Source organism: Corynebacterium atrinae (genome assembly GCF_030408455.1).
Taxonomy (GTDB): domain Bacteria; phylum Actinomycetota; class Actinomycetes; order Mycobacteriales; family Mycobacteriaceae; genus Corynebacterium; species Corynebacterium atrinae.
The window spans coordinates 2,551,085-2,576,427 of sequence record NZ_CP046977.1; the positions used below are offsets into that span (position 1 = coordinate 2,551,085).

Consider the following 25,343-nt stretch of genomic DNA (forward strand, 5'->3'; position numbering starts at 1 on the left):
AAAGGAGGATTGCCGTGTTCCTCAAATGGGGTCACTTTTCCTATCGCCACCGCCGCATTGTGCCGGTGATCATCATCGCCGCGATCGTGGCAATCTACGTTATCTTCGGCCTCCGCCTGGGCGATCGCATGAGCCAAGAAGGCTGGGACGATCCAGGTTCCTCCTCCACCGCTGCCGCCGCGATCGAGCTCGAGACCTTCGGGCGAGACAACAACGGCGACGTTATCCTTCTCTACGAAGTGGCGGAAGGTTCTGGGCGCACGCTCAACGACCCGGCCACCTTCGGCGCGCTGGCCAGTCAGCTGACGGAGCTGAAAGAACAGCATCCCGGGCAGATCGACAAGATCACCAGCTACTTTGATACCCGCAATGCGCAGCTGATCAACGCGGACGGCACCAAGGCTTTCGCCGCCATCGGCCTGGTCGGCGATGGTGAGCAGACCCTCAAGGACTTCCGCGCCATCGAGGACGCGCTCGTTCCCGATCAACTTCCCGAAGGGGTCACCGTCCAGGTTGCCGGCGCCACCGCCGTGGCCGATGCTCTCGATGACGGCATGGCAGGCGATATTGTCCGCGCCGAAGTTGTCGCCCTCCCCGTCGTCGCCATCCTCCTGCTAGTGGTCTTCGGCTCCGTCGTCGCCGCTTTCATGCCCCTGCTCGTTGGTGTGCTCTCCATCGCTGGTTCCCTGGGCATCCTCTCCATCCTGGCCGGAGTCACCCAGGTCAACGTGTTCGCCCAGTCCGTGGTCACCCTGCTCGGCCTCGGCCTAGCCATCGACTACGGCCTGTTCATGGTCTCCCGCTTCCGGGAGGAATTAGACAAAGGCGTGGACATAGAAACGGCGGTAACCACCACGAACGCGACCGCCGGTAAGACGGTGGTGTTCTCCGCCCTCATGGTCGCCGTGGCCTTGTCGGGCCTGCTGGTGTTCCCGCAAGCCTTCCTCAAGTCAGTCGCTTATGGTGCCATTTCTGCGGTCGGACTTGCTGCCTTACTCTCCGTGACGGTCCTGCCCGCAGTGTTTGGCATGCTGGGCCGAAACATCGACAAGCTTTCCGTTCGCCGCGCTAGCCGCAAGGCCCGTCGCCTCGAAGACACCATCTGGTTCCGCTTCCCCGCTTGGGCCATGCGCCACTCCAAGCTGGTCACCGTCGCCATCGTCGGTCTCCTCCTCGCGCTCACCCTGCCGTTGGCGGGTGTGAAATTCGGCGGCATCAACGAGACCTACCTCCCACCAGACCAGGTCACCCGCGTGGCACAGGATGACTTCAACGAGAGCTTCCCTAGCTTCCGCACCGAGCCGATCAAACTGGTCGTCACCAACGCCAGCGAGCAACAGCTCGTTGATATCTACATGCAGACCCGTCAGATCACCGGCCTGTCCTCCCCCTTCACGCCGGACTCCGGCACAGTGGACGGGACAACGGTGCTTTCCGCAGGTATTGAGGACCGCTCTCTCAACGGCGACGTCGTCGATCAGCTCCGTGCCATCACCGTCCCCGAGGGCGTTAACGCCTACATTGGCGGCACACCGGCAATGGAAATTGAGTCCATCGAAGCACTCATGGAGAAGCTGCCGTGGATGGCGCTGTACATCATCGCCGCCACATTCATCCTCATGGCGCTCGTCTTCGGATCGCTCATTTTGCCCGCTAAGGCGATCATCATGACCATCCTGGGTCTAGGGGCGACGCTGGGTATCCTCACCGCGATGTTCGTCAACGGAGTTGGCTCCAGCCTGCTCAACTTCACCCCGGGCCCCCTGATGTCGCCGGTGCTGGTCCTCATTGTCGCCATCGTCTACGGCTTGTCAACGGACTACGAGGTCTTCCTCGTCTCCCGCATGGTCGAGGCCCGCGACCGAGGAGACAGTACCGATGACGCCATCAAATACGGCACTGCGCACACTGGTTCCATCATCACCGCGGCGGCGCTCATCATGATCGTCGTGGCCGGCGCGTTCGGCTTCTCCGAGATCGTCATGATGAAGTACATCGCCTTCGGCATGATCGCCGCCCTCGCACTCGACGCGACGATCATCCGCATGATGTTGGTGCCGTCTGTCATGCACCTGCTGCGGGAAGACAACTGGTGGGCCCCTGGCTTCGTCAAGAAGGCCTACGCCAAGCTCGGGCACGGCTCGCAGGTGGAACCCGCGGTCGTCGATAAGCCTGTGCCGGCACCATCGGTGCAGGACACCGCCGAACTCTCGATCCACGATGCCGTCATCGTCGATGAACAGGAGGCCGCACGTGGCGGCCGCACGACCCGCCAGGATGATGAGCTGGTTCCCTTCGCCGAACTGCTCCGCCGCCTTCGGGAGGACGAACAGCGTCAGCTGGAACGTTAATGGAATTCCTGCAGAAGGCCGCCCGGAACAAGTGGGTGCGATGGGTTGCACCACTGGTCATCCTCGTGGTCCTCGCCGTCGCCTTCCGCGACCAATTCCCCTTCTTCGGCGCGGGCGTCCGGCGGCTTAGCGACGCCCACGTACCCGGCCTCCTCCTCGCCACCACCGTCGCCTTCGCGTCACTGTTCGCAATGGCCGAGGTCATGCGCCTGCTCATGCGCGCCGGAGGGACCCGCGTCCGCCTGCGCGAAGCCACGGCAGTGACCATGGCCTCCAACTCCTGGTCCACGACCCTGCCCGGCGGCCCCGCCTTCTCCGCGTTCTTCACCTACCAGGTCCAGCGCGGCTGGGGCGCCTCCCCCGTGCTCTGCGGCTGGTTCTTCGTTTTATCCTCGGCAATCTCCACCATGTGGCTCGTCCTCATCGGTGCCTGTGCAGTGTTCTTCCTCGGCGCGAAGATCAGCATCTGGTCCCTCGTTGCCTCACTCATCGCCATGGTGGCCCTTTCTTGGGCCGTCTACTGGGCAGCAAATAACCCACGCCACCTCGAACAATGGACACGCGCCTGGATGCCTCCCCTCAACCGACTCCTCCGCCGCGAAGAAACCGCAGGGGTCGACGGACTGGTCAAACACATCCATCAGCTCGACACCGTCCACCTGAGCAAACGCAGCTTCGCCGCCGCCGCCTTCTGGTCCCTGTCCAACCGGCTTCTCGACGCCGTCGTCCTCTGGGCCAGCATCTGGGCCATCACCGATGCCGCTCCCTGGCTGGAAAAAGCGCCCGATCACACCACCATCATGGGCGTCCTCCTCGCGTACACCACCGCTAAGATCGCCGGCTCCGCGCAGGTCACCCCCGGTGGGCTTGGCACGGTGGAAGCCACCATCCTCGCCACCCTGGTCGCCTCCGGCATGACCGCCGTCGACGCCACCGGCGCCGCCCTCATCTACCGACTCATTTCCTTCGCCTTGGTCACCGTCATCGGTTGGATCATCTACTTTGCGCACTACGCCCGCCGCGGACTCACAGCTTCCGAATAGGGCGGGGCCCATGTTCAACTTCTTCCGGCCACGCCCCTCCGACGACGACCTCAGCGAGATTCTCCTCGAGGCCATCCCAGAACACCTCTCCCGCTTCCTCCCTGGCGAACCAACCGTGTGGCATGAGATGGTCCCGCAGGGCCCTCGCATCGACGTCTACTCCTGGGCACCCACCCCCGAACGCCCACTGTGGACCCTCGTCACCTCCGGCATGTCCTCGCATCGGATGAACGTTCCCCGGGGCCGCAAGGATGTCGACCGGGCGGAGCTCATGATCACCCTGCCTGCCGACTGGACTCCCCTCGACCAAGCCCCGACACTGCCCGAGGAAGAGGCCCAGCGAATCACCTGGCCCTATGATCAGCTCAAGTTCACCGCCCGCGTTCCCTACCTCGCGGACACCTGGCTGGCACCCGGCACCACACTCCAGGCCTGAGACACAATCGAGGACACTTACGAAGGCTCCGACTTCTCCGGACTGATCGTCGGTGAGCCAACCTCCGTAGCCGATCCGAACATCCGCTCACTCAAGGTCGAAGGCACCACAGTACACTTCTGGGGCCTGTACTTCCTCTACCCCGAAGAGTCTGGCTTCCACCTGCAACACAGCCCAGGGGAGCTGCTCGCGCGTCTCGACGCCGCCCGATTCCCCGAAGGCGTAGTACCGGGCCGCCCCAGGGTCATCTGATCGCGGGATAAAGTAGCTGTATATCCAGCAGCTCTCAGCGTGAAACCGGAGAACCTCGTGCCCCCCTCTCGTATCATCCTTGCGGATGTCATCGCCATCCTCACCTTCGCGATCCTCGCCCGCCTTGCCCACAACACCCCAGAAGCCCCCTTCACCACACTCAACGTCCTGGGGACCTTCTGGCCATTCCTCCTCGGCGGGATCACCGGACACGCGATCTGCTACGCAACGAAAAAGCCCACACTCCCCATCGCTCCCGGCGGCCTCATCATCTGGCTCTCCACCGCCATCACCGGACTAGGCATCTGGGCACTGCGACACGGGGAACTACCCCACTGGTCCTTCATCATCGTCGCCTCCATCATGTCCGGCCTCCTACTCATCGGATGGCGCGGCCTAACGAACATGCGAGCCAAAACAAAGTCCTAGCCCCCAGAGGGGTGCTGTGCGCAGCTGCACACACCACAGCCCTCTGACTAGCGCCAACGCGGCCAGTCTGCCAGCACTGAACATGCGCCACCTGGACAAAAACATTGCCCTACCCCTTGCGTGTTTCGATATTGTGTTCTACTATTGGAGTTAGAACACCTAATCGAAGGGGCAAGGGGGTGAACGAACATGAGCAGTGACATTTTCTACCCAGGCAAAGCGCTACCACTCACGCTTGAGATTGGCTTTTCCATGGTGGAGGCGCACCTGAAAGAGGCAGCCGCCGGCCCCCAGCACTACTTCGCGGTCAGCTCACCTCATGACCCAGTAGCCCGGCGGGGAACACAGATACGCCAAGAAGACCACAAACTCTGGCAATCAGTCCTCCCCAATGGTGATGAGGACATTGACATCGTCCTCGCTAAGCTACGGCGTTCTCTGGGGCGTGGGGATCACTACCTCATGTCCGCGATCAGCGCCCACCAACGGCTTAACGAGCTGCCGAAGTTGAAGGAGATTCAGGAGGAGTACTTCCACCTCGACCTTGTCCGCTTGAAGACGATTGACGGTGTGTTGTGTAAAGCAGACACCACCATCACCGAACACCTCGACCTCATCGATACCGAACTAGCAGAATTCCTCACCCCTACTCGTACTAATCAGATCCTTCCCACACCAGGAAAGATCAAACAGCGCCTTAATGCGATCATCACCATGCTCGATGAGTCGATCTCCTCCGAGGATCCCGCCCCACAACCGGTTGATAGTGTCTCGATCTCCTTCGACGACGGCCGGGGCTTCCTGCATGCTGATCTCGATGGGGTCGTCGCCCAAGAAATCGACCTTCGTATCCGCAAGCACGCCATCGCCCATGGGATCAGTCAGGCAGACGCCTTCGTGGCCTTGATGAGGGGTGAGGGGTCAACGAATGTCACCCTCAACATCTACCGAGCATCCGATATCCCGAATGCCCCAGCATGGGTCTCCGGGGTCGGGTACCTCACCGCAAAGCAGACCGAAGATCTGCTTAACCGGGTTGATGTGGAGATTGATCTCGATGCGATTGCTCAGAAAGTCTCGTCTGCGTATGCCACCCCCTCAGATATCCGCTCCCTCGTCATCGGCCTTGATGGGACGTGTGCAGTCGGTGGGTGTGATGCCCCTGCTCATCGAGCACAGATGGATCACCGGATCAATCACGCCGATGGCGGGCCCACCACAGCAGCGAATTTGGCGGCGTTGTGTGTGAAGCATCATGCGATGAAGACAGACCGCCGGGTGACGTATGTCATGGATCCGGTGACGAGGCGGAAGTACTTCTTGTTTGATGACGGGTCCTGGGCGGAGTCCGAAGGTGATGGGCCACTAGCCCCCAGCGAAAGACGGTGGTTGCAGACGGTGTCCCAGCGGATTACGAAGCGCAGGGCGAGGATTAGGTCGGAGTCCCAAGCACAAAAGAGAGAACAAGGCGAACCGGAGAAACCACCACCGCCCCACGAACGCCCTAGCTGCTCCGAATGGGGACGCCCCCTTGACAGCCGGGAGACCTAGAAGGCCCCCTGCAGAACCTGGAAATGCTCACACACCACGGGCATGCCCGTGGGATTGCTCAGCCCAGGGAGAATCACTAAAGCCGCCGTTTCCCGGCAACAGCGGGACGCGCGGCGGCTTCGTCTGACCCAAAGAACGTCTACTTGCCGCTAATGATCTGGTTGATGATCATGTAGACGTAGTTGAGGATGTCACCGGACAGATCAAGAATGCTGCTGAGCATAGGGATTAACTCCTAGAGAAAATTTGGGGCTGGTACATGGACTACATCGTGCGGAGGTTATCAGTTCGTTACACAACGAGCTACATGGGCATGATGTTGTGCTTCTTCGGCAGGTCGTACTCTTCCTTGGTGGACAATTGCCGCAGGGCGCGACGCAAAGCCAGTCGAGTTTCAGTCGGCTGGATCATGGCGTCAATGTAGCCACGCTCCGCGGCAACATAAGGACTGGTCATGTTCTCGTCGTAGAAGTCCATGAAGATCTTCTTCAAGTAGTCGCGTTGCTCGGGAGGAGCGGCAGCAAGCTGCTTGCCCTGGATCATAACCACAGCGGCGGCGGAGCCCATGACAGCGATCTGGGCGGTCGGCCAGGCGAGGTTGATGTCACCAGAGAGGTTCTTGGAACCCATGACGGCGTAAGCACCGCCGTAGGCCTTACGAACGATGAGGGTGACCTTCGGCACGGTCGATTCGACGAGAGCGAAGGCCAGCTTGGCACCGCGGTGAATGAGTCCGGCTTTCTCCTGCTCCACGCCAGGCAAGTAGCCGGGAGTATCGACGACGAACACCAGCGGGATGTTGTAGGCGTCGCAGATGCGGACAAATCGGGCACCCTTATCGGCGGCGTCGGCGTCGATGCAACCAGCGAAGTGCATGGGGTTGTTGGCGATGAAGCCGACGGCTCGGCCATCGATACGCCCGAATGCCGTGATGAGGTTGGGCGCGTAGTTGGCCTGAATTTCCACCAGGTTGTCATCGTCGCCGAGGTGGCCGAGCAAGTCGAGCATGTCGTAGCCGGCGTTGGAATCGTCGGGCATGAACAGGTCGAGCTCGGGGGCCTCGGCGACGTCCTCATCGGTGGGGGCCGCGAAGACGGGGGCGGCATCGAAGCAGGAGGTGGGGAGGTGGTCGAGGAGGTCGCGGACGAATTCGAAGGCCTCGTCCTCACTTTCGACGACCGCGGAAATGTTGCCGTTGAGTTCCTGCTGGCGGGCGCCGCCGAGTTCGGCGGAGGTGATGTCCTCGCCGGTGACCTCGCGGATCACGGCGGGGCCGGTGACGTACATCTCGGTTTCGCCGTCAACTGCGATGACGAAGTCAGTGGTCACGGGAGCGTACACGGCACCACCGGCGGACTTACCCAACATGATGGAGATCTGTGGGCTGCGTCCAGAAAGGGGCATTTGGCGGCGGGAGATTTCGGAGTACATCGCTAGCGATGTCACGGCGTCTTGGATGCGGGCGCCGCCGGAGTCTTGGATGCCGATGACCGGGCAACCTATCTTGATCGCCATGTCCATGACCTCGACGACCTTGCGGCCAAAGGCCACGCCGACGGAGCCGCCGTAGACGGTTTTGTCGTGGGCGTAGATGGCGACGGGTCGACCGTCGATCATTCCGTAGCCGGTGACTACGCCGTCGGAGTAGATCGCGGAGGGATCGCCGGGCGTTTTGGCGAGGGCGCCGACCTCAACGAAGCTGCCTTCGTCGAGAAGCGCGTTGATGCGCTGCCGGGGGGTCGTTCGACCCGCGGCATCGCGCTTTTCCCGGGCGCGTTCGCTGCCCGGATCTTGGGCTTTGTCGAGCCGGGCGCGAAGGTCGGCGAGCTTAGTCGCCGTGGAGTTCTCAGTCACTGATCACCACTCGCTTTTTCGTTCGTTAGCTGTCCAGACCCTCGATGCGCTTGGCCATGTGCGCGCCAACAATGCCGATGGCGGGCTCGTCAGGGACCGCGAGATGGTCGCCGGAGAGCTGAACAATATCCAATTGATCAACGATAGCGGACCAACCACCGTCGGGGTCAATCGTGGCGTAGCGGGGCTCGAGCTCGATGGCGCCGTCGTGCATCCGTTCGGAGCGGAACAGCAGGACTGGGATGCCGAGCCCGGCCCAGCGTTCAAAGTCGAGCTTGTCCAGAATGCGGTTGTCCACGAAGGAAGCGCGCTGGTGTTCCAGCACACCGGCGGCGAGGCCGTGCTCGGAGGCGTCGGTGGTGGCGAGGAACTGCTCCAGCATGGTGAGCATCACTTCTTCACCAGCGGTTTCCAGCATCTCGTAGGGGACGGGGAAGTCGAGGCCGTAGGTGCGCTTGGCAAAGGCGCTGTAGCGACCCCAGCGGGCCTTGGTTTCTTCGATGGTGTCCGGGATGGGCTCGGAAGGCTGAGTAGTGTCCAGCAGCGCGATAAACGCCACGTCGACATCGGTGTCTTTGAGTTGGTACGCGACTTCATAAGCGAGAGCGCCGCCGAAGGACCAGCCGCCGAGCACGATGGGGCGACCGTCTGAGTAAGTGCGGATCTCATCGACGTAGGCCGCGGCACGCTCTTCCAGCGTCCCTTCGAGACGTTCGACACCGTAGACCGGGATGGATTCGGGCAGGCGGCGCATGAGCGGCTGGTAGACGATGGAGGATCCACCGGCGGGGTGGAACATGAACACGCTCGGGGCGGTTGAGCCTTCGGCGCGCGGGCGCAGGACGCGGATGTTGCCTTCGACCTCGGTCTCGAGACCCTCGCGCACGATGTTCGCCAGCGGCTCCAGGGTGTCGGCCTCCGCCACCTGGGCGGCGGAGATGTCGATTCCGGAACGCTCGCTGAGGCGTTCAGCGATTTGCTTGGCGACGTCCGCGTCAATCGCCGGGAGCACGCTCGTCACCCCAGCCGGGGCCTTGCCGGTGAGACCGGCCCACACACCGAAGACCATGCGCTCGGAGGCATCGCGGGGAGCGACGCCGACGCCTTGGGCGGCCTCGGCCACGTCATCGGCGGATACGACGGGCTCGATGAGCGGGGTACCGACGGACTTGCCGTCGACAGCTTCCTTGACGATGCGGACGACGTCGGCCACGGAGGCGTCGCGAAGCGCCTGCAGCTGCAGGGGCGGGATTTGGAAGTCGTTCTCCACACGGTTTTTGATGCGCATGCCCATGAGGGAATCGAGGCCCAAGTCGATGAGCGGCAGCTCACGCGGCAGGTCATCAACGTCGTAGCCCATCGACTCGGAGACGATGGAACGCAGGCGTTCCTCGACAGTTTCGCCGGAGGCGGGATCCCAACGGACTTCTTCGATGTCGAGGTCGTCGGTGGCGGGGTCGTCGATAAGCGAATTCTCTCGCGGCGCCTGGACGCCGGGGGCAGAGGTGGGTGCGCCGAGCTGCAACGCGGTGGCGAAGCCCTCCGCGACGAGGGAGGTCACGCCGGAGGGGGATATGGAGTGAACCTCGATGGACAGGCCACCGATTGTGCGGGTGACCAGCGTGGTGATCTCTCCCTTGGCGGGCAGCATCGCGTGCTCTTCGGCGGCGATGAGCTGCGATTCGGGCTGGACCTGCTCGGCGGCGCGTTCCAGGAGCGCGAGCGAGGAGGGCACCTGATCAGCGTTCGTGGAGAACGCCACCCCACCGTTGGGCAGGTTGACGCGAGCCCCGGGCAAATCCGCGGCGCGGTTGCTCGATGGGCGGGCGTTGGTCCAGTAATGCTGGTGCTTCCAGGTGATGTTCGGGGCGGGCAGCAGCGCGCCATCGCCATAAGCCACGGAGAAGTCGATCGGCGCACCGTTGACGTAGAGCTTGGCCAAGAGATCGCGGATGGAGATGGCCGAGTCGATTTTGCGCTTGAGCACGTACAGGAGCTGCGCATCGGGCTTGCCCACGCTAAACGCAGTGTTCATCATGCCCATGATGGCGATCGGGTTGGGAGAAATTTCCACCAACGTGTTGTGCCCCTGCGCGAAGGCGGCCGCGGTGGCGTCCTGGAAGTACACGGGCTGGCGGGTCATGCGCAGCCAGTAGTCGGTGTCGTGGACGACCGCGCCCGGCTCGTGGATCACGCCGCGATCAACGGAGCTAAACAGCGGGGTGTGCAACGGCTGCGGGGTGATGCCAGCGGTCTCGAAGCCGAGCTCTCCGAGCAGCGGTTCAACCGCGCTCGTGTGCCCCGCGCCCTTGACATTAAGTAGCCGAGCGAACAGACCCTCGCCCTCCAGCTTCTCGACGAGCGCGGTCACCTGCCCGCGCGGCCCGCCCACGGTGGTCATGCCGGGGCCGGCGTACACGGCCGGTTCGATGTCGGCGAAGGCATCCTCTGCGTTGAGTTCTGTGAGCTGCTCCGCGGAAAGCTCGACCACGGCCATGGCGCCGAGCTGGTCCTCGGGCAGGGACTTTTCGCCCTCGCCCATGAGGCGGGCACGGTGGCAGGCAATCTGCATGGCGTCGTGGTCGCTTAAGCCACCGGCGGCGTAGGCCGCGGCGATCTCGCCCATGGACATGCCCATGACGGCGGCCGGCTTCGCGCCGAAGGCAGCAAGGAAATCAGTCAACGCAATCTGGATGGCGGTGATGGCCACCTGCGCGGTTTCGGTGTCATAGGTCTGCTCGTCATCGCGGACGAGGTCGAGGATGGACCAGCCGAGCTCATGATCGACAAAACCGTCGAGTTCTTCCAAGCGGGCGAGGAACTTAGGCGAGACGCCGATCAATTCCTTGGCCATCTTGCGGTGCTGGGAACCGAAGCCGGAGTAGACGAAAACGGGGCCGAGTGCGGCGGGAGAGTCGGAAGCGGAGATCCCTACGGAGACCTTGCCGTCCGCGACCTGGCGCAGGCGCTTGATGGCCTCGGTGACATCGGTGGCCGTGACCACGGCGCGTGAGCGCCCGTGGTTGCGGCGGGCGAGGGAGCGGGCCAGGGGGATGAGGGCGGCGTCGTCACGCTCTTCCAGGAAATCCGCCAGGTCGGCGGCTGCTTGCCGACGCCGCGATGGCAGCAATCCAGACACCGGCAAGGCCACCGCGTTCGGACGGTCCGGATCGACGAGCTGAGCTTCGCGCTCGAGCGGCTGATGCTCGTAGTCGGCCGGGTCGAAGGAAGAAACGACGAGGTGGCCGTTGGTGCCGCCGAAACCGAAGCCAGAGACGCCGGCAATCTTGTGGCCGGAGTACTCGGGCCACTCACGCGGGTCTTCGACGACCTCGAGGTGCTCGGCATCGAAATCGATGTAGCGGTTAGGAGCCTCAAAGTGCGGGGACGGCGGGATGACGCCGTGATTCATGGCCTGCACAACCTTGATCAGGCCAGCGGCACCGGCGGCCGACTCGGAGTGACCGATGTTGGACTTCACGGAACCGAGCAGGGTCGGACGCGATGCTTCACGGCCCTGGCCCAGGACTTCGCCGAGGGCGGAGGCCTCGATCGGGTCACCGAGAATGGTTCCGGTGCCGTGAGCCTCAACGTAGTCGACCTCGCGCGGATCTACCTGGGCGTCATTGTAAGCGCGGTAGAGCACATCAATTTGCGCGTCCGGGTTCGGGGCGGTGAGGCCGTTGGAGTGCCCATCCGAGTTCACGGCCGAACCCTTAATAACGGCGAGGATCTCGTCGCCGTCTGCGAGAGCATCATCAACTCGCTTGAGGATGAGCACGCCAGCGGCATCCGCGCGGACAAATCCATCCGCCTCGTCGGAGAAGGCATGGATGTGGCCCGAGGGGCTAATCACGCCGAGCTCACCGAAAGCGGTGGAGACGAAGGGCGAGGCCAGGACGTTCACACCACCGGCAACGACGACATCGGCATCGCCTTCGCGCAGCGCCCGCACTGCCTGGTGTACCGCCACGATGGAGGAAGAACAGGCCGTATCCACCGATACGGAAGGCCCGCGGAAGTCGAAGGCGTAGGAAATACGGTTCGGGATGATCGAGCTCGCGGTTCCTGTCAAGGCATAAGGGTGCGCCTCCGCTGGGTCCGAGGAGATGAGCATTCCGTAGTCATTGTTGGAGGATCCGATGAACACACCCACCGAGGTCCCACGCAGTTCACTCGGCGCGAGGTGAGCATTCTCCAGGGCCTCCCACGTCACCTCGAGCATGATGCGCTGCTGCGGATCCATGTTCGCGGCCTCCAGCGGGGAGAGCCCAAAGAACTCCGCATCGAAGGAGGAGAGGTCGTTGAGGTAGCCGCCCACGAGGTTTTGCTCGGCCATCTTCTGCGACATGACATCGTCGGCGACGTATTCGGCCCAGCGGCCGATCGGCAACTCGCCGGTGCCATCACGGCCCTCGACCAGCATGTCCCAGTAGGCAGGCAGGTTGGGGGCGCCGGGGAAACGCCCGGCCATGCCGACGATCGCGATGTCGTGCGTGCCCGGGGTCGATGCGCCCGACGCTGCGTGGCGAGAAACCGGTCGGGTGCGCTCGCGGGTAGCGGGCTCACCGTCGACGAGGCGCTGCGCCAGCGCGTCAATGGTGGGGTATTCGTATGCGATGGTGGCGTCCAATTGGACGCCAAGGAGGTTCTCCAACTCGCCGGAGAGGACGACGGCGTCGCGGGAGGACAGTCCGAAATTCTCCATCGGCTTCGCGTCGGAGATCTCCTCGATGGGGACACCTGAGGTGGTAGAGACCCATGTCCGCAGCCATTCACGGAGTTGTTCGACGGTCATGTTCTCGACAGTCGCGGGAGTCTGGCTCACACTCATTCGGTGTTTATCCTTTTCCTACAGGGGATTAAGCAGTATCACAACAACGCAGACCCTCATGTCAGCAGACGAGGGCATGCTTATAAAGACTTAAATCGTTGCTCCGGCCAGTAACGTTACCAACGCCAGGCCATCGAGCAACGATCCAAGTTTAGTTCGCCAGGTACGCTTTCTGCACCACGCGGCGGGCAATCTTGCCGGAGGAAGAGCGGTTAATCTCATTCGGGCCGACGAAGCGAATGTCGGCCGGGGTGACACCGTGCGCACTGGTCACCGCGGCGCGGATGGCCTCCGCGGCAGCGGCATCGTTAGCAGCATCAGCCTTCTCGTCACGCTCAATGACGAGGATGAGCTTTTCCACATCATCGCCCTCAATGGAGAAGGCGGCGAGGGAATCCGGGCGGACCTGGTCGGACGCGGCCATGACCGTGTACTCGATGTCCTGCGGGTAGTGGTTACGTCCGGCGATGACGATGAGGTCCTTGAGGCGGCCGGTGATGTAGAGGTGCCCATTGACGAAGGCGCCCAAGTCGCCGGTAGCCATCCATCCTTCATCCGGACGGCCATCAGCGCGGGATCCTTCGGCCAGGCGCTCCCCTAGCGTGTTCCGGAAGGTATCGGCAGTCTCCTCGTCGCGGCCGAGGTAGCCGGCGGCCATGTTCTCGCCGATAGCCCACATCTCGCCGACTCGGCCATCGGGCAGCTCGGCGCGGGTGGCCGGATCAACGATGGTCAAGGCCTGCGGGCGGACGACCTGGCCATTCGAGGTGAATGCGGCGGCCTTGTCGGAGTCCCGGTCGATGAACTCGATGATGCCCTCGGCCAGCTTGTCACGGTCGAAGTGCGAAACGAGCGGGCGTTCGTCGGTCTGCGGGGTGGCGACCAGCAACGAGGCTTCCGCCAGACCGTAGGACGGGCGCAGGGCGCTGCGGTTGAGGTTGTACTCACCGAACGTATCCAAGAAGGTCTCGATGGCCTTTTCCGTCACCGGCTCGGAGCCAACGACCAGACCGTCAACAGCGGAGAAGTCGTAGGTCTCACCCTCCTTTGGCTTGCCGTAGCGGGCGGCCAATTCCAGGGCGAAGTTCGGCACGACGGTGTAGATGGAGACACCGTCCTCGCCTTCGCGACGGTTGAGCTGGTCTACCCACCGCTTGGGCTGCTGAATGAAGTCACGCGGGGTCATCAACTCGTTCGGCAGTCCCAAAATGGTGACGAAGGTAGCCAAAATGATGCCCATGTCGTGGTGCAGCGGCAGCCAGGACACCAGACGCAGCGGGGTGCGCAGGCCAATTGCCGTGAAAATCTGCAGCACGTTGGTCAAGATGGAGCGGTTGGTCAACTGCACACCGGCTGGGGTGCGGGTCGAACCGGAGGTGTACTGCAGAAACGCCATCTGATCCACCGGCATCGTGGTGGCGGACGCCATGAGCTGCTGGCCCTGCAACGTCATCATCGGGTTGACGTAGGACGGGGCGAGGCTATTCGGCAGGGTGTCCACCGCGAGGATGCGGGGGCGCTCCCGGGAGGGCAGCTCAGAGAAGTGTTCGCGCACGGCCGCGGCGGAAGTGGAGTTGGTCAGCACAAACGCCGGCTCCGAATCCGCGAAGACAGCCTTGAGGTGATCCGCGTGGCCCGGCTCGTTCGGGTCGTACAACGGCACCGGGACCATGCCAGCGTAAAGGGCGCCGATGAAGCCGAAAATGTACTCCGGGGAGTTGTTGGCCAGGATGGCAACGCGGTCACCGATCTTGCCCACTTGCTGCAGGCGTGCGGCGACGGCCTTGATGCGGGTGTTGATCTCGGTGCGGTTGTAGTCCACCGGGGTGCCCTCACGGGATTCGGAGAAATCCCAGAAGCGGAGGCATTGACGCTCGCCGCCGCCGTACTGGAGATCGGCTTGGTACGTCAGCTCGGCCAGGCCCGCGAGCGTGAGCTGCGGTGCTAGAACGATCTCACCCTTCTCGTTGAAGAACTGGCTCATCGCCGCTTTCAGGTCCATGCTTCTCCTTAAGGTTGGCCCCCTGGTTGGGACACTTCAGTACGTATGTGGCATCCGAAAAATGCTTTTACATCACAACGTATCAGAGGCGGGATACCTCTTAATATTCCCCCGCCGTGACACTTTCGTTACATGCGAGAGTAGTGCTTAGCGGCCGTCGATAAGCCCCGTTGCCCAGTCGACCACCCAGGCGTTGGCCGTGGTGCCAGGGATAACATCCGGATTCGTGGCGTACTGAGCATGAATGCCATTGGCGGCGACGAGCGCGAGGGCGCGATCGAGCGCATTGCCGACATTGAGGGGGGCGTCGCAAATGCTGTCGTTCGGGGCACAGATGTCGAAGGTGCGGTCCTGCAGGGAGCCGTAGCCACCCGGGCGCGGGCCGCGCATGGTCGCACCGGGGACGATGGGCTGGACCAGCAGATTCAGCGGGGCGAGTGCAACTTCGGCGCCGACGCCGTCGACGTAGGTGCCGGGGAACTGGCCCACACCAGGTTCCCGGCGGCCGTCAGCAATCAGGGCGACACCCCTGATCCGGTCGGCCGGCACTACGCCGCTATCCTGGCCGATCTTGTTGGCCACGTCGCCAACAATCACTGCGCCCTGGGAGAAGCCGACCATGATGAAGTCGGTGAGCGGGCACTCACTGTGTGTGAGGACGAGCTCTTCTTCCAGCTTGGCTAGGCCCTCCTGCCGCGAGTCGTCGTAGCTCATCTCGTTTTGGGAGTTGATGTTGCGGAACTCTGCCGTATACGGCAGCGTCCATACCTTGACGTCGTCGGGCGAGTAGCGCTCCTGCAGTGGCTGCGTGATCGAGAGCATGAAGCTCCACGGGTTCGCAGTCGGGTGCACCGGATCGTCTCCCGGGGAAGACTCCCAGGTGCCTGGGGCAGAGATGAACTCCACTGCAGGACACCATTCCGGTTGTTGCACATCCTCGGTCGGTGGCTGCCCGAACGGGGGCGGGGTCTGATCGGAGGTGCGGAAGAACTGCAACGCGCCCACTCCGATCACCACGACGAGGACGATGACCGCCAGGATGGTGAGTGTCTTTCTCATCGCTCTAGCAATACGCCTTCCGCGCCGCGTTCTCAATCAGCGTGGCGATCTCCTCGGGAGATTTGTTGCTGCGTCCTTGCTCCACGAGCTGGCCCGCCACCGCCGGAACGGTAACCGCATCGATGCCCGAACCCTCCGGATTGCACACGGTCACAGCAGTGCCAATCATTTGGCTCTCGACTCCCTTAACGTCGATGCCCGAACCGCTTAGATCCTCCAGGTAGGCGAGGTCTTCCTTGGTGCGCGGCACAGACTGCTCCGGCACCTCCTCCACTTCCCGTGCGCCCTGGTCTTGCGGCTGAGCCTCAGTCGGAGAGGGGCTGGCCTTGGCAGAAGAGCTTTCCGACGCCGCCGTCGACCGCTCCAGCGGTGCCACCGAGGTGGCCGTCACCGAGCCCTCCTCCACCGTCGTGCCGCCGCAAGCGGCGAGCACGACGGCGGTGGCAAGGGCCATGATGGCCAGGCCGATGCGGTTACTACCGCGGGCGCTCATTAGTTTCGCTCCTCTTTGATGGCCCCGTTAACCTGGCTGATCTTGCCGTGCTGGAATTCCATTACCTCGCCGCCAGCCGGGATCCCGGCCTGGTCAGCGGTAGGCCAGCCGTACTCGCCCTGCTCCCACTTCTTCGCGCCCCAGGCGTCGAAGATCGCACCGTACTTGATGAACTTCGCGCCGGTGGCGGGCGACCAGTAGATGTTGCCGTGTTCGAACTCCTGGAAGGCGCCGCCGTTGATGCGAATCTCGTTGGACTTCGGGTAGCCCAGTGCGGAGTTGGCGGTATCCATTTCGCCGTACTTGACGCCGATGAGTCCACCTACCCAGTAGTTCTTGTTGTCCTTGGTGCGGACGACGTAGCCCTTCTGGAACTGCTGAACAAAGCCGCCGTTGACTTCCTTGGCGGGTGCCGTGGGGAAGCCCAGGTCACCGTTCTCGTAGCCGGTGGTTCCCCACATCTCGAACATGTCGCCCGGGATCTCCTGAGCGCCGGTGGACGGGCTCCAGTAGATCGACCCATTCTGGAAGTGGACGAAGCGACCGACGCCGTCCCGGGTCGGGGTCTCGCCCGTGGTCGGGAATCCGAGCCAACCGGACGGCCCACCAAGGGCGTTGTAGCGGGCGTTGATCGCGCCGAACAGCGCGTGCGCATCAGTGCCCGGGGACCAGTAGGCGGTGCCCGAACGGAAGTCTTGACGACGGCCCTCGTTGTCCTTGCCGGCTTCGTACTCGTCGTTGACACAGGAGCCGATGTTGACATTCTTCACGGCCTCGGCGATGGCGCCGCCGACGGTGCACTTGGCGCCGCGGTCTTCTTCAGAGAGCTTGAGCGCGTTGGCGATGTGCGGCCAGGCCTGCGTCATCTCGAACTGCCAGTACGGCCACGCGTGCACACCGGAGGGCCGGAAGTGGGCGATCGGCTCGATGCCAGCGGCCCGCGCCTCGTTGACGAACGTATGCGTGGTCATGTTGGAGAGGATCTCCAAGCCAATGCCGGCGGCTGCGGCCGGGCTGTTGGCCACGGAGCCGGGCTTGCCAAAGTCGTCAGTTCCCGAGCCGGAGGAGACGTAGACCGTCATGTCCTTGAGCGCGCCGATGCCAAAGCGAGGGTTGTGATCGATCCAATCCTGGCTGTTGTACGGACCCCACATGGCCTGGGAATCGTAGCCACCTGCGTCACGCTGCGCGGCAGTAATCGCGGGCTGCATTCCGGAGGAGGTGGTGTCCAGGTAGCCGGAGAAGGAGCCGACGAAGGAGAACAGGTGCGGGTGGCGCTGGGCGAGGTTCATCGCGGCGGTGCCGCCCATGGACAGACCGAACACGGCGCGCTGCTTGTTGGAGCGGAAGCCGTTGTCCAGGATCGGGATGAGCTCCTTGGTGAGGAAGGATTCCCACTTGTAGTTCTTGCCGTTGTTGGGCTGCTGCCAATCCGAGTAGAAGGAGGATTCGCCGCCGACTGGCAGGATGACGTTGACGTTCTTGTCAGCGTAGAACTGCTCGATGTTGGTCTCGATGGTCCAGCCGCTTTCATCCTCACGGGCGCGCAGTCCGTCGAGGGCCCACACCTCCGGGAAGTCGCGGTTGGGGCTGGAGTGCCAGTCGCGGGCCAGGAGCATCTGGACCTGGATCGGCGCATCTGGCATAGCGGCGGAATTGATGAAGATGGCGAGGCGGCGGTCGCTGAGCCACTCGACGCGGTTGACGGAAACGCCAGCCGGCAGGTTATCGACGGTCGGGTACTCAGTACTGATGGGCGTCCGCGCAGGGGGATCCGACGGGCGGATCTGATCAGACAGGCTCGAGCGGGAGCTCTGAGCGGTCGCGACCGGAGCGAGGCTCAGGCCGAGGGCGACGGTGGTGGGAATGACGGCAGCTGCCAAGCAGGCCTGGCGGAAGCGGCCAGCGCGCTGTGGGGAACGGAATGCGGTGTCGCGCATGGAGTTGTGGTCCTTGTTCTCGTGTCGTGGTTCGGATGACCCCGCGGTCGCTGTCAAGAGGGTCGCCGACGTAGGACCGCGCGGAAGCGGCCAGCTCCACCCCGGGGGTTCCCCGCCCTCGGGATCGTGCTATCGATCAACCCCGGCGTGCAGATAGCTTCCGGGAGCGTATGTGATTGTGTCGCCCGAGCGGGAAGGTCGCAGGCTTGGTGTGGGCCAAGGTCGCTACCGTCTCCGTAGGTCACGGTCAAGTTTAAGTTGAACTTGAGACTTTTGGGAGTGGGACACACCGAAACACCTGAGAATCACTTCAGCCCCGCCCAACCTCAGGGAGGTCAAAGCGGGGCTGTTGCGGCGTGGTGATTACCAGGCGTTCATAACGTCGAGGACGCGGTTCCTGGACTTCTCCAACTGGGAACCGAACTGAGTCCAGTTGTGGATGCCGGTGATCGGGTAGTCGGTGGCAACATTCAGACCAGCAGCGCGAGCCTTGCCCTCCCACAGGCGGGTGGTGACGCGAGCCAGCATCTCCAGAGGAGCGCCAGAAAGCTTCAGGTTCGCCGGGTAGTTGGCATCCTCCGGGCCGGGGATACCGGTAGCAGCGGAGATGTACACGTCGGAGTTAGCGAGGCCGTTCATGTTAAGGAACGGATCGTTTTCAAAGCGACGCGGGCTGACAATGCTGCCGTACATGGCGTTGAGGTTGAAACCACCAGCGTCGAGCAGGGCGACGCGGAGCATGGTCTGCATGCCCGGCAGGGTCGGGGTCAGGTAACCCGAGAAGGACAGCGCCTGGCGGAACTGGCCGGGGTGCTTGGCAGCCAGGTTCAGGGCGGCAGTTCCACCCATGGACAGGCCAGCAATGGAGTTGTTGTTCGGGGCGACGCCGAAGTTGTTGCGCAGGTAAGCGGGAAGCTCCGAGGTCAGGAAGGTCTCCCACTGGTAGGTGACCGGGTTGTTCAGGTCGTAGGTAGCAGGACCCTCCCAGTCAGCGTAGAAGGAACCGGCACCACCGATGGGCATGACCAGGGTGATGTTGGTGCCTTCGTACACGGCCGGGGCATTTACGTCCACGGTCCAGGCGTTAGCGTGCTCCGTCGCGCGCAGGCCGTCCAAGAGGTAGAGGGCTGCGTTGCCGCCGCGGGCGGCGGGCTTGATCTGGACGGGGATGTTGCGGCCAGAAGCTGCAGACCACACGTCACAACGCTGGACGCCGTAGCCCACGCCATCCCAGTCGCAGGTACCCGTGGCATCGCCGCGGAGGTTGGCTTTGGCTTCACCGGCATTGACAAACACCATGAGAGCTAGGGCGGTGGCAAATGCGGTCAAGACGACGATGGCCTTTCGGCTCATACGTCGGGCTCCGGTCAGGAAGGTCATTGTTCTCCTCGGCTTTACAGTGGCTCTGGATGGCACTGATTGGTTTATCGGCACGAACCTAGACATCGTTAACAACGGCGGCTAACGGCAGTCAAAGAACGCACACGCATACTTCGCTCGGACATAGCTTAGACCACGCCGTGATGATTTACTCATCTGATTGTTATCACTTCGTGACTAAATTGCCGCTACCTGGGAGTATCTAAGGAAACTTCTGTCGGCCAAGCGATGCGCCTGCCCGAATCAGGGGGCCCCAGCTCCTTGATCGCCTCTTCTGGCTCGAACGCGATCTGCAATGTGCGGCCTTCTGTCAACGAGTAGCGGAGGTTAGCCAAGAAACGATCCCAGCTCATCGGCTCGCGGGAGGTCGCGAGCAGGTCAGCGATTTCGGGTGTTTGGAGAGCTTCGCGGGCTAGGCGGGTTTCCTCCGGCGGATACCAACCATAGAGGCGCTCAATATCGGCGTCCGTGTCGGCGGCCTGCCAGCTGAATGGAAGCCACTTATCGTGCCCGACCCGGCCGTCCTCATCTCGTGGCAAGCGCGCCGCCAACGGGGTAGTCAAACCAACGGTGTCGAGCACGCGGAAGTCCAACGGAGCATTCATGCTGGTCATGCCAAGATTCGTGTGGTACAACGTGGGACGCAGGTCTCCAAGTCCGGAGCCGTCGAGGAGGTTTGCCGTGGCGTCTTGGCGCGGATTGGTCATCCATGAGAAGTAGGCTGGATCGCCGGTCAGGTACTGCGACATTAACGCGGCATCCTCGGCCTCAGCCCGCTCCATTGTTGAGGAATAGTCCCTCAGTGCCTTATTTCCTGTGAAATCTGTGGCTAAGAGGGGAGGATCTCCCTGCTCGCGATTGGTGGCAAACGTCCAGAAGTCACGCTCGTCGACGATGCCGAGCTCATCACCGTATTCTTCCTCCCAATTAAGGGTGTGCCCGTCGGCGACCACGCTCAAGCCCCACCACGACAGGCCAACGAAGGCCAACAAAAGCGCACCATCAAATAGACGGCTAGAATGCGCTAGGTCGAGAACCGGCAGCACGAGAACGGGGAGCAAAGCCGCGAAAAGCGGGAGAAGCAGCATCCGGCCGTGCATGAAGTCACCACCAACTCGCAGCACATAGGTGGCGTGGAGTGCGGCGGCAAGCAGGATCAACCCGATGGCTGCGCCGGGAGTGCGCGCCAGCGCTGGCTGGTCGGAGTGGTGGGGTACGGAGGACGTCGACAAGCGCCACAGGACGATCGCCGCCATCGCTATGGCCAAGACCAACGCAATCCACAGGTAGTAGGGCTCGGAGAGGTCACGGGCGTAAGCCCAGCCATTAGCCCACTGAGCATCGCTGGCCGACTTGGCCACTGCCGTGTGCGGGGTGATCAGCCCGTAGTAGCCCATGCGGAAGATTTGGTAGCCGAGTGGGACGGGCAGCGCCGCCGCCATGACGAGCGCGCGTCCATTCCAACTGGAGGTGCCAATGAGGATGAGCAGGCCGACGAGGCCACCGTAGAGAGCCAGCTCCGGGCGGACGAGCCAAGACAGCCCACACCAGAACGCCAACCAATAGACAAGGGAATCGACTCCGGAGGCGGCATGGTGGCGACCGGACGTCGCCGTGGGGGTCGCCCAGGACACCAGCAACCACCACAGCACGGCAATCCAGAACAGGCTCAGACCCCACTCGAGTCCCGAGGTGGCGAAGTCACGCGCGGGAGGAACCGCGAAATAGATGAGCCCGCCGACCGGAAGGAGCACGACGGCGTGGTGCCGACGATAAAGCCGCGCCGTTCCCCAAGCACCGATGGCCAAGGCCGCGGTGGTGAAGATGAGGGCCAGCCACATGGCGATGATCTCAAGCCGGGCATCCGATACCAGCGCGACGAGATAGATAAGGTACTGCCACAGGGTCGAGGTATTCGCCTCGACCCGCTCACCGGCGTTGAAGACGGGGCCGTTCCCGGCCAAGAGGTTGCGAACAGTACGCAAGACGATGAGCCCATCATCGCTCATCCAGCGGCGGGTCCAGCCCCCCACGAAGGCGAGGACTCCCAAAGCGAGCACCCCTGCAAGAGCCGACCATCCGGTGATGGTTCCGCGGCCGATGAGCGAGGTCTGTGCTCGGCGGGAACCCTCCCGAACTGCTGTGGTCATGGTGGCAGATGTTACCAGGGTGAAATCGGCTTAGAGCGCAGGCACCAAGTAGACCGCCAGGACAATGCACACAACCCAGAGGAGGGCCAGCGCCTGCAGGACACGGTCCGACAGAGCCATCTCATCCGGGGCTCCGCCGGCCCCGCGGTCCACGTCCGCGGCATAACGCAGGATCGCGATGGTGAACGGAACCATGGAGACCTGGTACCACACGGCGGCGGCACCCTCGACGGCGTTGGACAGCTGGAAACCCCACAGGGCGTAGCTCATGACGACGGCGGTGGCGGCCAGCGTCCACACAAATCGCAGGTAGGTCGGGGTATAGCCCTGGAGGGACTTGCGGATCTTCTTGCCCGTCCGCTCGGCGAGCAACAGCTCCGAATAGCGCTTGCCGGAGGCCATGAACAACGAACCGAAGGCGGCGACCAGTAGGAACCACTGCGACAGTTCGATCCCGGCGGCCACGCCACCGGCCATCGCACGCAGCATGAAACCGGAGGACACCAGAGCAATATCAATCACGGGCAGGTGCTTCCAGCCGAAGCAGTATCCCAGTTGCAAGGCGATGTACACCGCCACCACAACCGCCAGCCCCCACCCGGAGGAAGCGAGGAAGGACAATCCCACGGAGGCAATGATGAGGACCACTGCCATGGCATACGCCAGGTTGATCGGCAGCATTCCAGAGGCGATCGGGCGGAACTTCTTCGTGGGGTGCTCGCGGTCAGCATCGACATCGCGGGCATCATTGACCAGGTAGATCGACGAGGCAGCGAGGCAGAAGACAACGAAGGCGAGGAGAACGTCGACAAGCGTGCGGCCGTCGAGAAGCGCTTCCGCGCCGGCAGCGGCAGGAGCCGCAACAACCAGGACATTCTTAACCCACTGCTTCGGCCGCAGGGCCTTGATCATCGCATCGGGCAGGTTCTTCGGCGGCTGGCGCTTGCGCGTGTTGTCGATTCCCTCGGTATGGGGCTCAGATTGAAAGATCCCCGTCTTTTCCTCGGTCACGCTATCTTCCTCTCGATCGTGGTGACTGCGCGGCTCGTCACAACGCCCAGCAAGGCGCCCGCGAGAGTATCAGTCGGGTAATGCACCCCCAGGACCATACGCGAGACCATCATCACCGGAATTCCCGCCAGCGGAATCGTCGAACCGCTGAGGCTAGACAGCGAGGTCAGCGCCGCGGCCGTGGACGTGGCGTGTGACGAAGGAAACGACAGGCGCGACGGCGTGCCCACGCCCACGCGGATGCGTGGATCATGGGGGCGCTGACGCCGCACGACCCGCTTGATCACCACGGATGCCGCGTGCGAGGCGAAGGCAGACACGCCCACGCCCACCCACTGCCGACGCCGCCGTTCGTCCACCGCCGCGCCGAGCGCGGCCAGGGCCATCCACCCGAGCGCGTGCTCACCAAAGTGAGATAGGGCGCGGGCCCCAGGCACGAGGCCGGGCCGGTCGGCAAGGACCTCCTGGAGGCCGACGAGCAGATCTACCTCGGACTTCACCGGAAAATCTCCCCCCAGGACTCGCGGCTGACCAGCCGCGGCTCGGCCGCGCGGTAGCGCTCCCGCATCTCATCGAAACGCTCTTCGATCTCCGACTGCAACTCCCACGTCTGCTTGAGCAGTTCCTTCGCCTTGGCGCGGTCACGCTTACGGAAGGACACGCCGTTGTTGCCAGCGGTGGTGACGGTCGCACCGTCAAGACGCGAGAGCGTGAACCAGCGCGCCTGATCCGGCGAGAGGTTGGCCTGCGGCACCTCGTGGTGGCGCGGGTCTTCCTGGCTCAGCGAATGCTTGAGGCCCTTGATGAGCCAATTCAACTTGCGCACCTTGTTCAAGCGGCCGCCCACATCCTTCATGGGCACTCCCGGCGCGCCAGAGACCGGCGGCAGCTCAGAGGAAGAGGGGATGACGACGGCGTCAGGATAGTCCTTGCGGATAGCGGCGATGCGCGGCAAGGAAGACTCAAGGATGTCAAAGAGCTGGTCCGGGCCGGCCAGGAAGTCGCGCATGGACTCCAGCTGGATGGCCAGCGTGGAGTACTCCATGCACATCAGGTGCTTGAACATGGACTTGCGCAGGCTCGTGATGATGCCCTCGACCGGGCCGTCGAAGTTTAGTGCCGCAACGATGAGGCGGTTGCGCAGGTGGAAGTACGCCTGCCAGTCAATCGCATCATCCTTGTCGGTCCAGGCCATGTGCCAAATAGCAACGCCCGGCCAGGTCACCGTCGGGAAACCCTTCTTGGCGGCGCGAAGCGAATATTCCGTGTCATCCCACTTAATGAACAGCGGCAGCGGCTGGCCGTTGGCCTGCGCAACGACGCGCGGGAACATGCACATCCACCAGCCGTTGTAATCGACGTCGATGCGGCGGTGCAGGTCGCGGGAGTTGATCGCGTCCGGGTCCTTCGCATCGCGCGGATCACCGAGGTAGTTGAGCGGGTAGGCGGCGAAATCGTGATCCTCCACCGAGTGCGGGGCCTTGCCCCACATGAAATCCGTGCCGCCGACGATCTCGCCCATGGTGCGCAGCTGGCTGCGTTCCTGCAGGTTGAGCATCTGGCCGCCGATGATGATGGGGCTGGCCGCATAACGGCCAACCTGGATGGCCCGGAGGATCGACTCAGGCTCGATGGCAATGTCGTCATCCATGTACAAAATGAACGGGGACTGCGCCGCACCCGCCGGGCCATCACCCAGGGCCTCAAACATGATGCGCGAATAGCCGCCCGAGCCGCCGAGGTTGCCCTGGCGGAACTCGTGGAAACGCTCGCCGAAGTGGGCAACCGCCTCGTCGTAGCCGGGGAAATCGGCCGGATGCTGATTGCCCTGATCGGGCATGATGACGGCGTCGATCGCGGCGTCGACAAGCGGGTCCTCCGCCAACGCCTGCAAGGCGGCGACCGCATCGGCCGGGCGGTTGAACGTCGGGATACCGACGGTGGCGCGCTTATCGAAGGGGCCAACCTGCGTGCCATCCGGCATCGTCTGCGGCCCCGGCTCCTGGTCCGAATACCAGCCGGCCTCAGTGATCGTCGTCGCCGTTTCCGCCGTCACGTCGAACCACAGCCAACCACCATCCTCGAAATGAGACAGCGGGATGGAAAACTCCACGACATCGTCGACGACGAGTTGGCCATCGACCGACACGCGCGTCCCATCAATCTTCGAGCGATACACATCCACGCTCGCCGTACCAGCCACGTTCATCCGCAGCAGCACATGATCCAGCTGCGACCAGCGCCGCCAATAGCTCGCCGGGAAGGCGTTGAAATACGTCTCAAAGGACGCCTCGGCACCAGCCGGAACCGTCACCGTCACCCGATCAGACCAGGTCAGGCGATCCTTATTCTGCTCCGCCTCGAGCAGGTAGAGGCTGCGCACATCATGTGGCTCACCACGCTTGGGCAGCAAAATCCGCTGCAACATCTCGCGCACGTTTTGGGCTCCGGTCTGCTTCACGTCCGTCAACTCTGCCTTTCGACTATTCATCTCCCGACTAAGGGTAGTGCGCGGGACCGACTTTTCGCGTCACACACGCAATGCACCTGCGTAACAT

15 protein-coding genes and 1 pseudogene are annotated in these 25,343 nt (G+C 63.1%); 5 read left to right on the forward strand and 11 right to left on the reverse strand.

Annotation, left to right across the window (positions count from 1 at the left end; translation table 11 throughout):
- Nucleotides 1–14: 14 nt before the first annotated feature.
- The 5 genes and pseudogenes from CATRI_RS12380 to CATRI_RS12400 all read left to right on the forward strand — a co-directional run bounded on the left by CATRI_RS12380 (nucleotide 15) and on the right by CATRI_RS12400 (nucleotide 6,062).
- On the forward strand, nucleotides 15–2,351 hold the full coding sequence (locus CATRI_RS12380) for an MMPL family transporter (RefSeq protein ID WP_290218042.1): 2,337 nt from the start codon (nucleotides 15–17) through the stop codon (nucleotides 2,349–2,351).
- Entirely contained in the window at nucleotides 2,351–3,394 is a 1,044-nt protein-coding gene (locus CATRI_RS12385; protein ID WP_290218044.1) for a lysylphosphatidylglycerol synthase transmembrane domain-containing protein, read from the forward strand. Before CATRI_RS12380 ends, CATRI_RS12385 begins: the two co-directional genes overlap by 1 nt.
- Before the next feature lie 127 nt (nucleotides 3,395–3,521).
- Nucleotides 3,522–4,082 (forward strand): annotated as a pseudogene (locus CATRI_RS12390) (suppressor of fused domain protein).
- 57 nt (nucleotides 4,083–4,139) lie between these two features.
- Complete coding sequence (locus tag CATRI_RS12395; protein WP_290218046.1) at nucleotides 4,140–4,511, forward strand: DUF3054 domain-containing protein; 372 nt, start codon at nucleotides 4,140–4,142, stop codon at nucleotides 4,509–4,511.
- A gap of 189 nt (nucleotides 4,512–4,700) precedes the next feature.
- Complete coding sequence (locus CATRI_RS12400; RefSeq protein ID WP_290218048.1) at nucleotides 4,701–6,062, forward strand: HNH endonuclease signature motif containing protein; 1,362 nt, start codon at nucleotides 4,701–4,703, stop codon at nucleotides 6,060–6,062.
- 303 nt (nucleotides 6,063–6,365) lie between these two features.
- Here the strand turns inward: CATRI_RS12400 and CATRI_RS12405 are convergent, their stop codons facing one another.
- The 11 genes from CATRI_RS12405 to CATRI_RS12455 all read right to left on the reverse strand — a co-directional run bounded on the left by CATRI_RS12405 (nucleotide 6,366) and on the right by CATRI_RS12455 (nucleotide 25,276).
- The gene (locus tag CATRI_RS12405) at nucleotides 6,366–7,916 is read right to left on the reverse strand and encodes an acyl-CoA carboxylase subunit beta (RefSeq protein WP_290218051.1); all 1,551 of its coding nucleotides are present in this window, start codon (nucleotides 7,914–7,916) and stop codon (nucleotides 6,366–6,368) included.
- A gap of 25 nt (nucleotides 7,917–7,941) precedes the next feature.
- Nucleotides 7,942–12,750 carry a polyketide synthase Pks13 gene (gene pks13, locus CATRI_RS12410; protein ID WP_290218054.1) on the reverse strand — a complete coding sequence of 1,603 codons (4,809 nt, stop codon included), beginning with the start codon at nucleotides 12,748–12,750 and terminating at the stop codon, nucleotides 7,942–7,944.
- 151 nt (nucleotides 12,751–12,901) lie between these two features.
- Nucleotides 12,902–14,752 (reverse strand): FadD32-like long-chain-fatty-acid--AMP ligase, encoded by a 1,851-nt coding sequence (locus tag CATRI_RS12415; RefSeq protein WP_290218057.1) that lies wholly within the window; start codon nucleotides 14,750–14,752, stop codon nucleotides 12,902–12,904.
- 147 nt (nucleotides 14,753–14,899) lie between these two features.
- A complete protein-coding gene (locus tag CATRI_RS12420) occupies nucleotides 14,900–15,811 on the reverse strand; it encodes a cutinase family protein (RefSeq protein WP_290218059.1) in 912 nt (303 codons plus the stop codon).
- A gap of 4 nt (nucleotides 15,812–15,815) precedes the next feature.
- A complete protein-coding gene (locus CATRI_RS12425) occupies nucleotides 15,816–16,304 on the reverse strand; it encodes a hypothetical protein (RefSeq protein WP_290218062.1) in 489 nt (162 codons plus the stop codon).
- Nucleotides 16,304–18,244, reverse strand: a complete 1,941-nt coding sequence (locus tag CATRI_RS12430; RefSeq protein WP_290218064.1) for an alpha/beta hydrolase-fold protein — start codon at nucleotides 18,242–18,244, stop codon at nucleotides 16,304–16,306. The genes CATRI_RS12425 and CATRI_RS12430 overlap by 1 nt, the downstream gene beginning before the upstream one ends.
- 363 nt (nucleotides 18,245–18,607) lie before the next feature.
- Nucleotides 18,608–19,624 (reverse strand): alpha/beta hydrolase, encoded by a 1,017-nt coding sequence (locus CATRI_RS12435; RefSeq protein ID WP_290218066.1) that lies wholly within the window; start codon nucleotides 19,622–19,624, stop codon nucleotides 18,608–18,610.
- A 188-nt stretch (nucleotides 19,625–19,812) separates the two neighbouring features.
- Nucleotides 19,813–21,774: an arabinofuranosyltransferase AftB family protein gene (locus tag CATRI_RS12440; RefSeq protein ID WP_290218069.1), complete on the reverse strand. Its 1,962-nt coding sequence runs from the start codon at nucleotides 21,772–21,774 to the stop codon at nucleotides 19,813–19,815.
- 30 nt (nucleotides 21,775–21,804) lie between these two features.
- Nucleotides 21,805–22,785 (reverse strand): decaprenyl-phosphate phosphoribosyltransferase, encoded by a 981-nt coding sequence (locus CATRI_RS12445; RefSeq protein WP_290218072.1) that lies wholly within the window; start codon nucleotides 22,783–22,785, stop codon nucleotides 21,805–21,807.
- On the reverse strand, nucleotides 22,782–23,285 hold the full coding sequence (locus CATRI_RS12450; RefSeq protein ID WP_290218074.1) for a phosphatase PAP2 family protein: 504 nt from the start codon (nucleotides 23,283–23,285) through the stop codon (nucleotides 22,782–22,784). Before CATRI_RS12450 ends, CATRI_RS12445 begins: the two co-directional genes overlap by 4 nt.
- Nucleotides 23,282–25,276, reverse strand: a complete 1,995-nt coding sequence (locus tag CATRI_RS12455; protein ID WP_290218078.1) for a glycosyltransferase — start codon at nucleotides 25,274–25,276, stop codon at nucleotides 23,282–23,284. The genes CATRI_RS12450 and CATRI_RS12455 overlap by 4 nt, the downstream gene beginning before the upstream one ends.
- Nucleotides 25,277–25,343 lie beyond the last annotated feature (67 nt).

What these genes read in the sequence shown, in the direction of transcription:
- CATRI_RS12385 (WP_290218044.1), top strand. Translation starts at nt 2,351, where the DNA reads ATGGAATTCCTGCAGAAGGCCGCCCGGAACAAGTGGGTGCGATGGGTT.
- CATRI_RS12400 (WP_290218048.1), top strand. Translation starts at nt 4,701, where the DNA reads ATGAGCAGTGACATTTTCTACCCAGGCAAAGCGCTACCACTCACGCTT.
- pks13 (WP_290218054.1), bottom strand. Translation starts at nt 12,750, where the DNA reads ATGAGTGTGAGCCAGACTCCCGCGACTGTCGAGAACATGACCGTCGAA.
- CATRI_RS12415 (WP_290218057.1), bottom strand. Translation starts at nt 14,752, where the DNA reads ATGGACCTGAAAGCGGCGATGAGCCAGTTCTTCAACGAGAAGGGTGAG.
- CATRI_RS12420 (WP_290218059.1), bottom strand. Translation starts at nt 15,811, where the DNA reads ATGAGAAAGACACTCACCATCCTGGCGGTCATCGTCCTCGTCGTGGTG.
- CATRI_RS12425 (WP_290218062.1), bottom strand. Translation starts at nt 16,304, where the DNA reads ATGAGCGCCCGCGGTAGTAACCGCATCGGCCTGGCCATCATGGCCCTT.
- CATRI_RS12430 (WP_290218064.1), bottom strand. Translation starts at nt 18,244, where the DNA reads ATGCGCGACACCGCATTCCGTTCCCCACAGCGCGCTGGCCGCTTCCGC.
- CATRI_RS12435 (WP_290218066.1), bottom strand. Translation starts at nt 19,624, where the DNA reads ATGACCTTCCTGACCGGAGCCCGACGTATGAGCCGAAAGGCCATCGTC.
- CATRI_RS12440 (WP_290218069.1), bottom strand. Translation starts at nt 21,774, where the DNA reads ATGACCACAGCAGTTCGGGAGGGTTCCCGCCGAGCACAGACCTCGCTC.
- CATRI_RS12455 (WP_290218078.1), bottom strand. Translation starts at nt 25,276, where the DNA reads ATGAATAGTCGAAAGGCAGAGTTGACGGACGTGAAGCAGACCGGAGCC.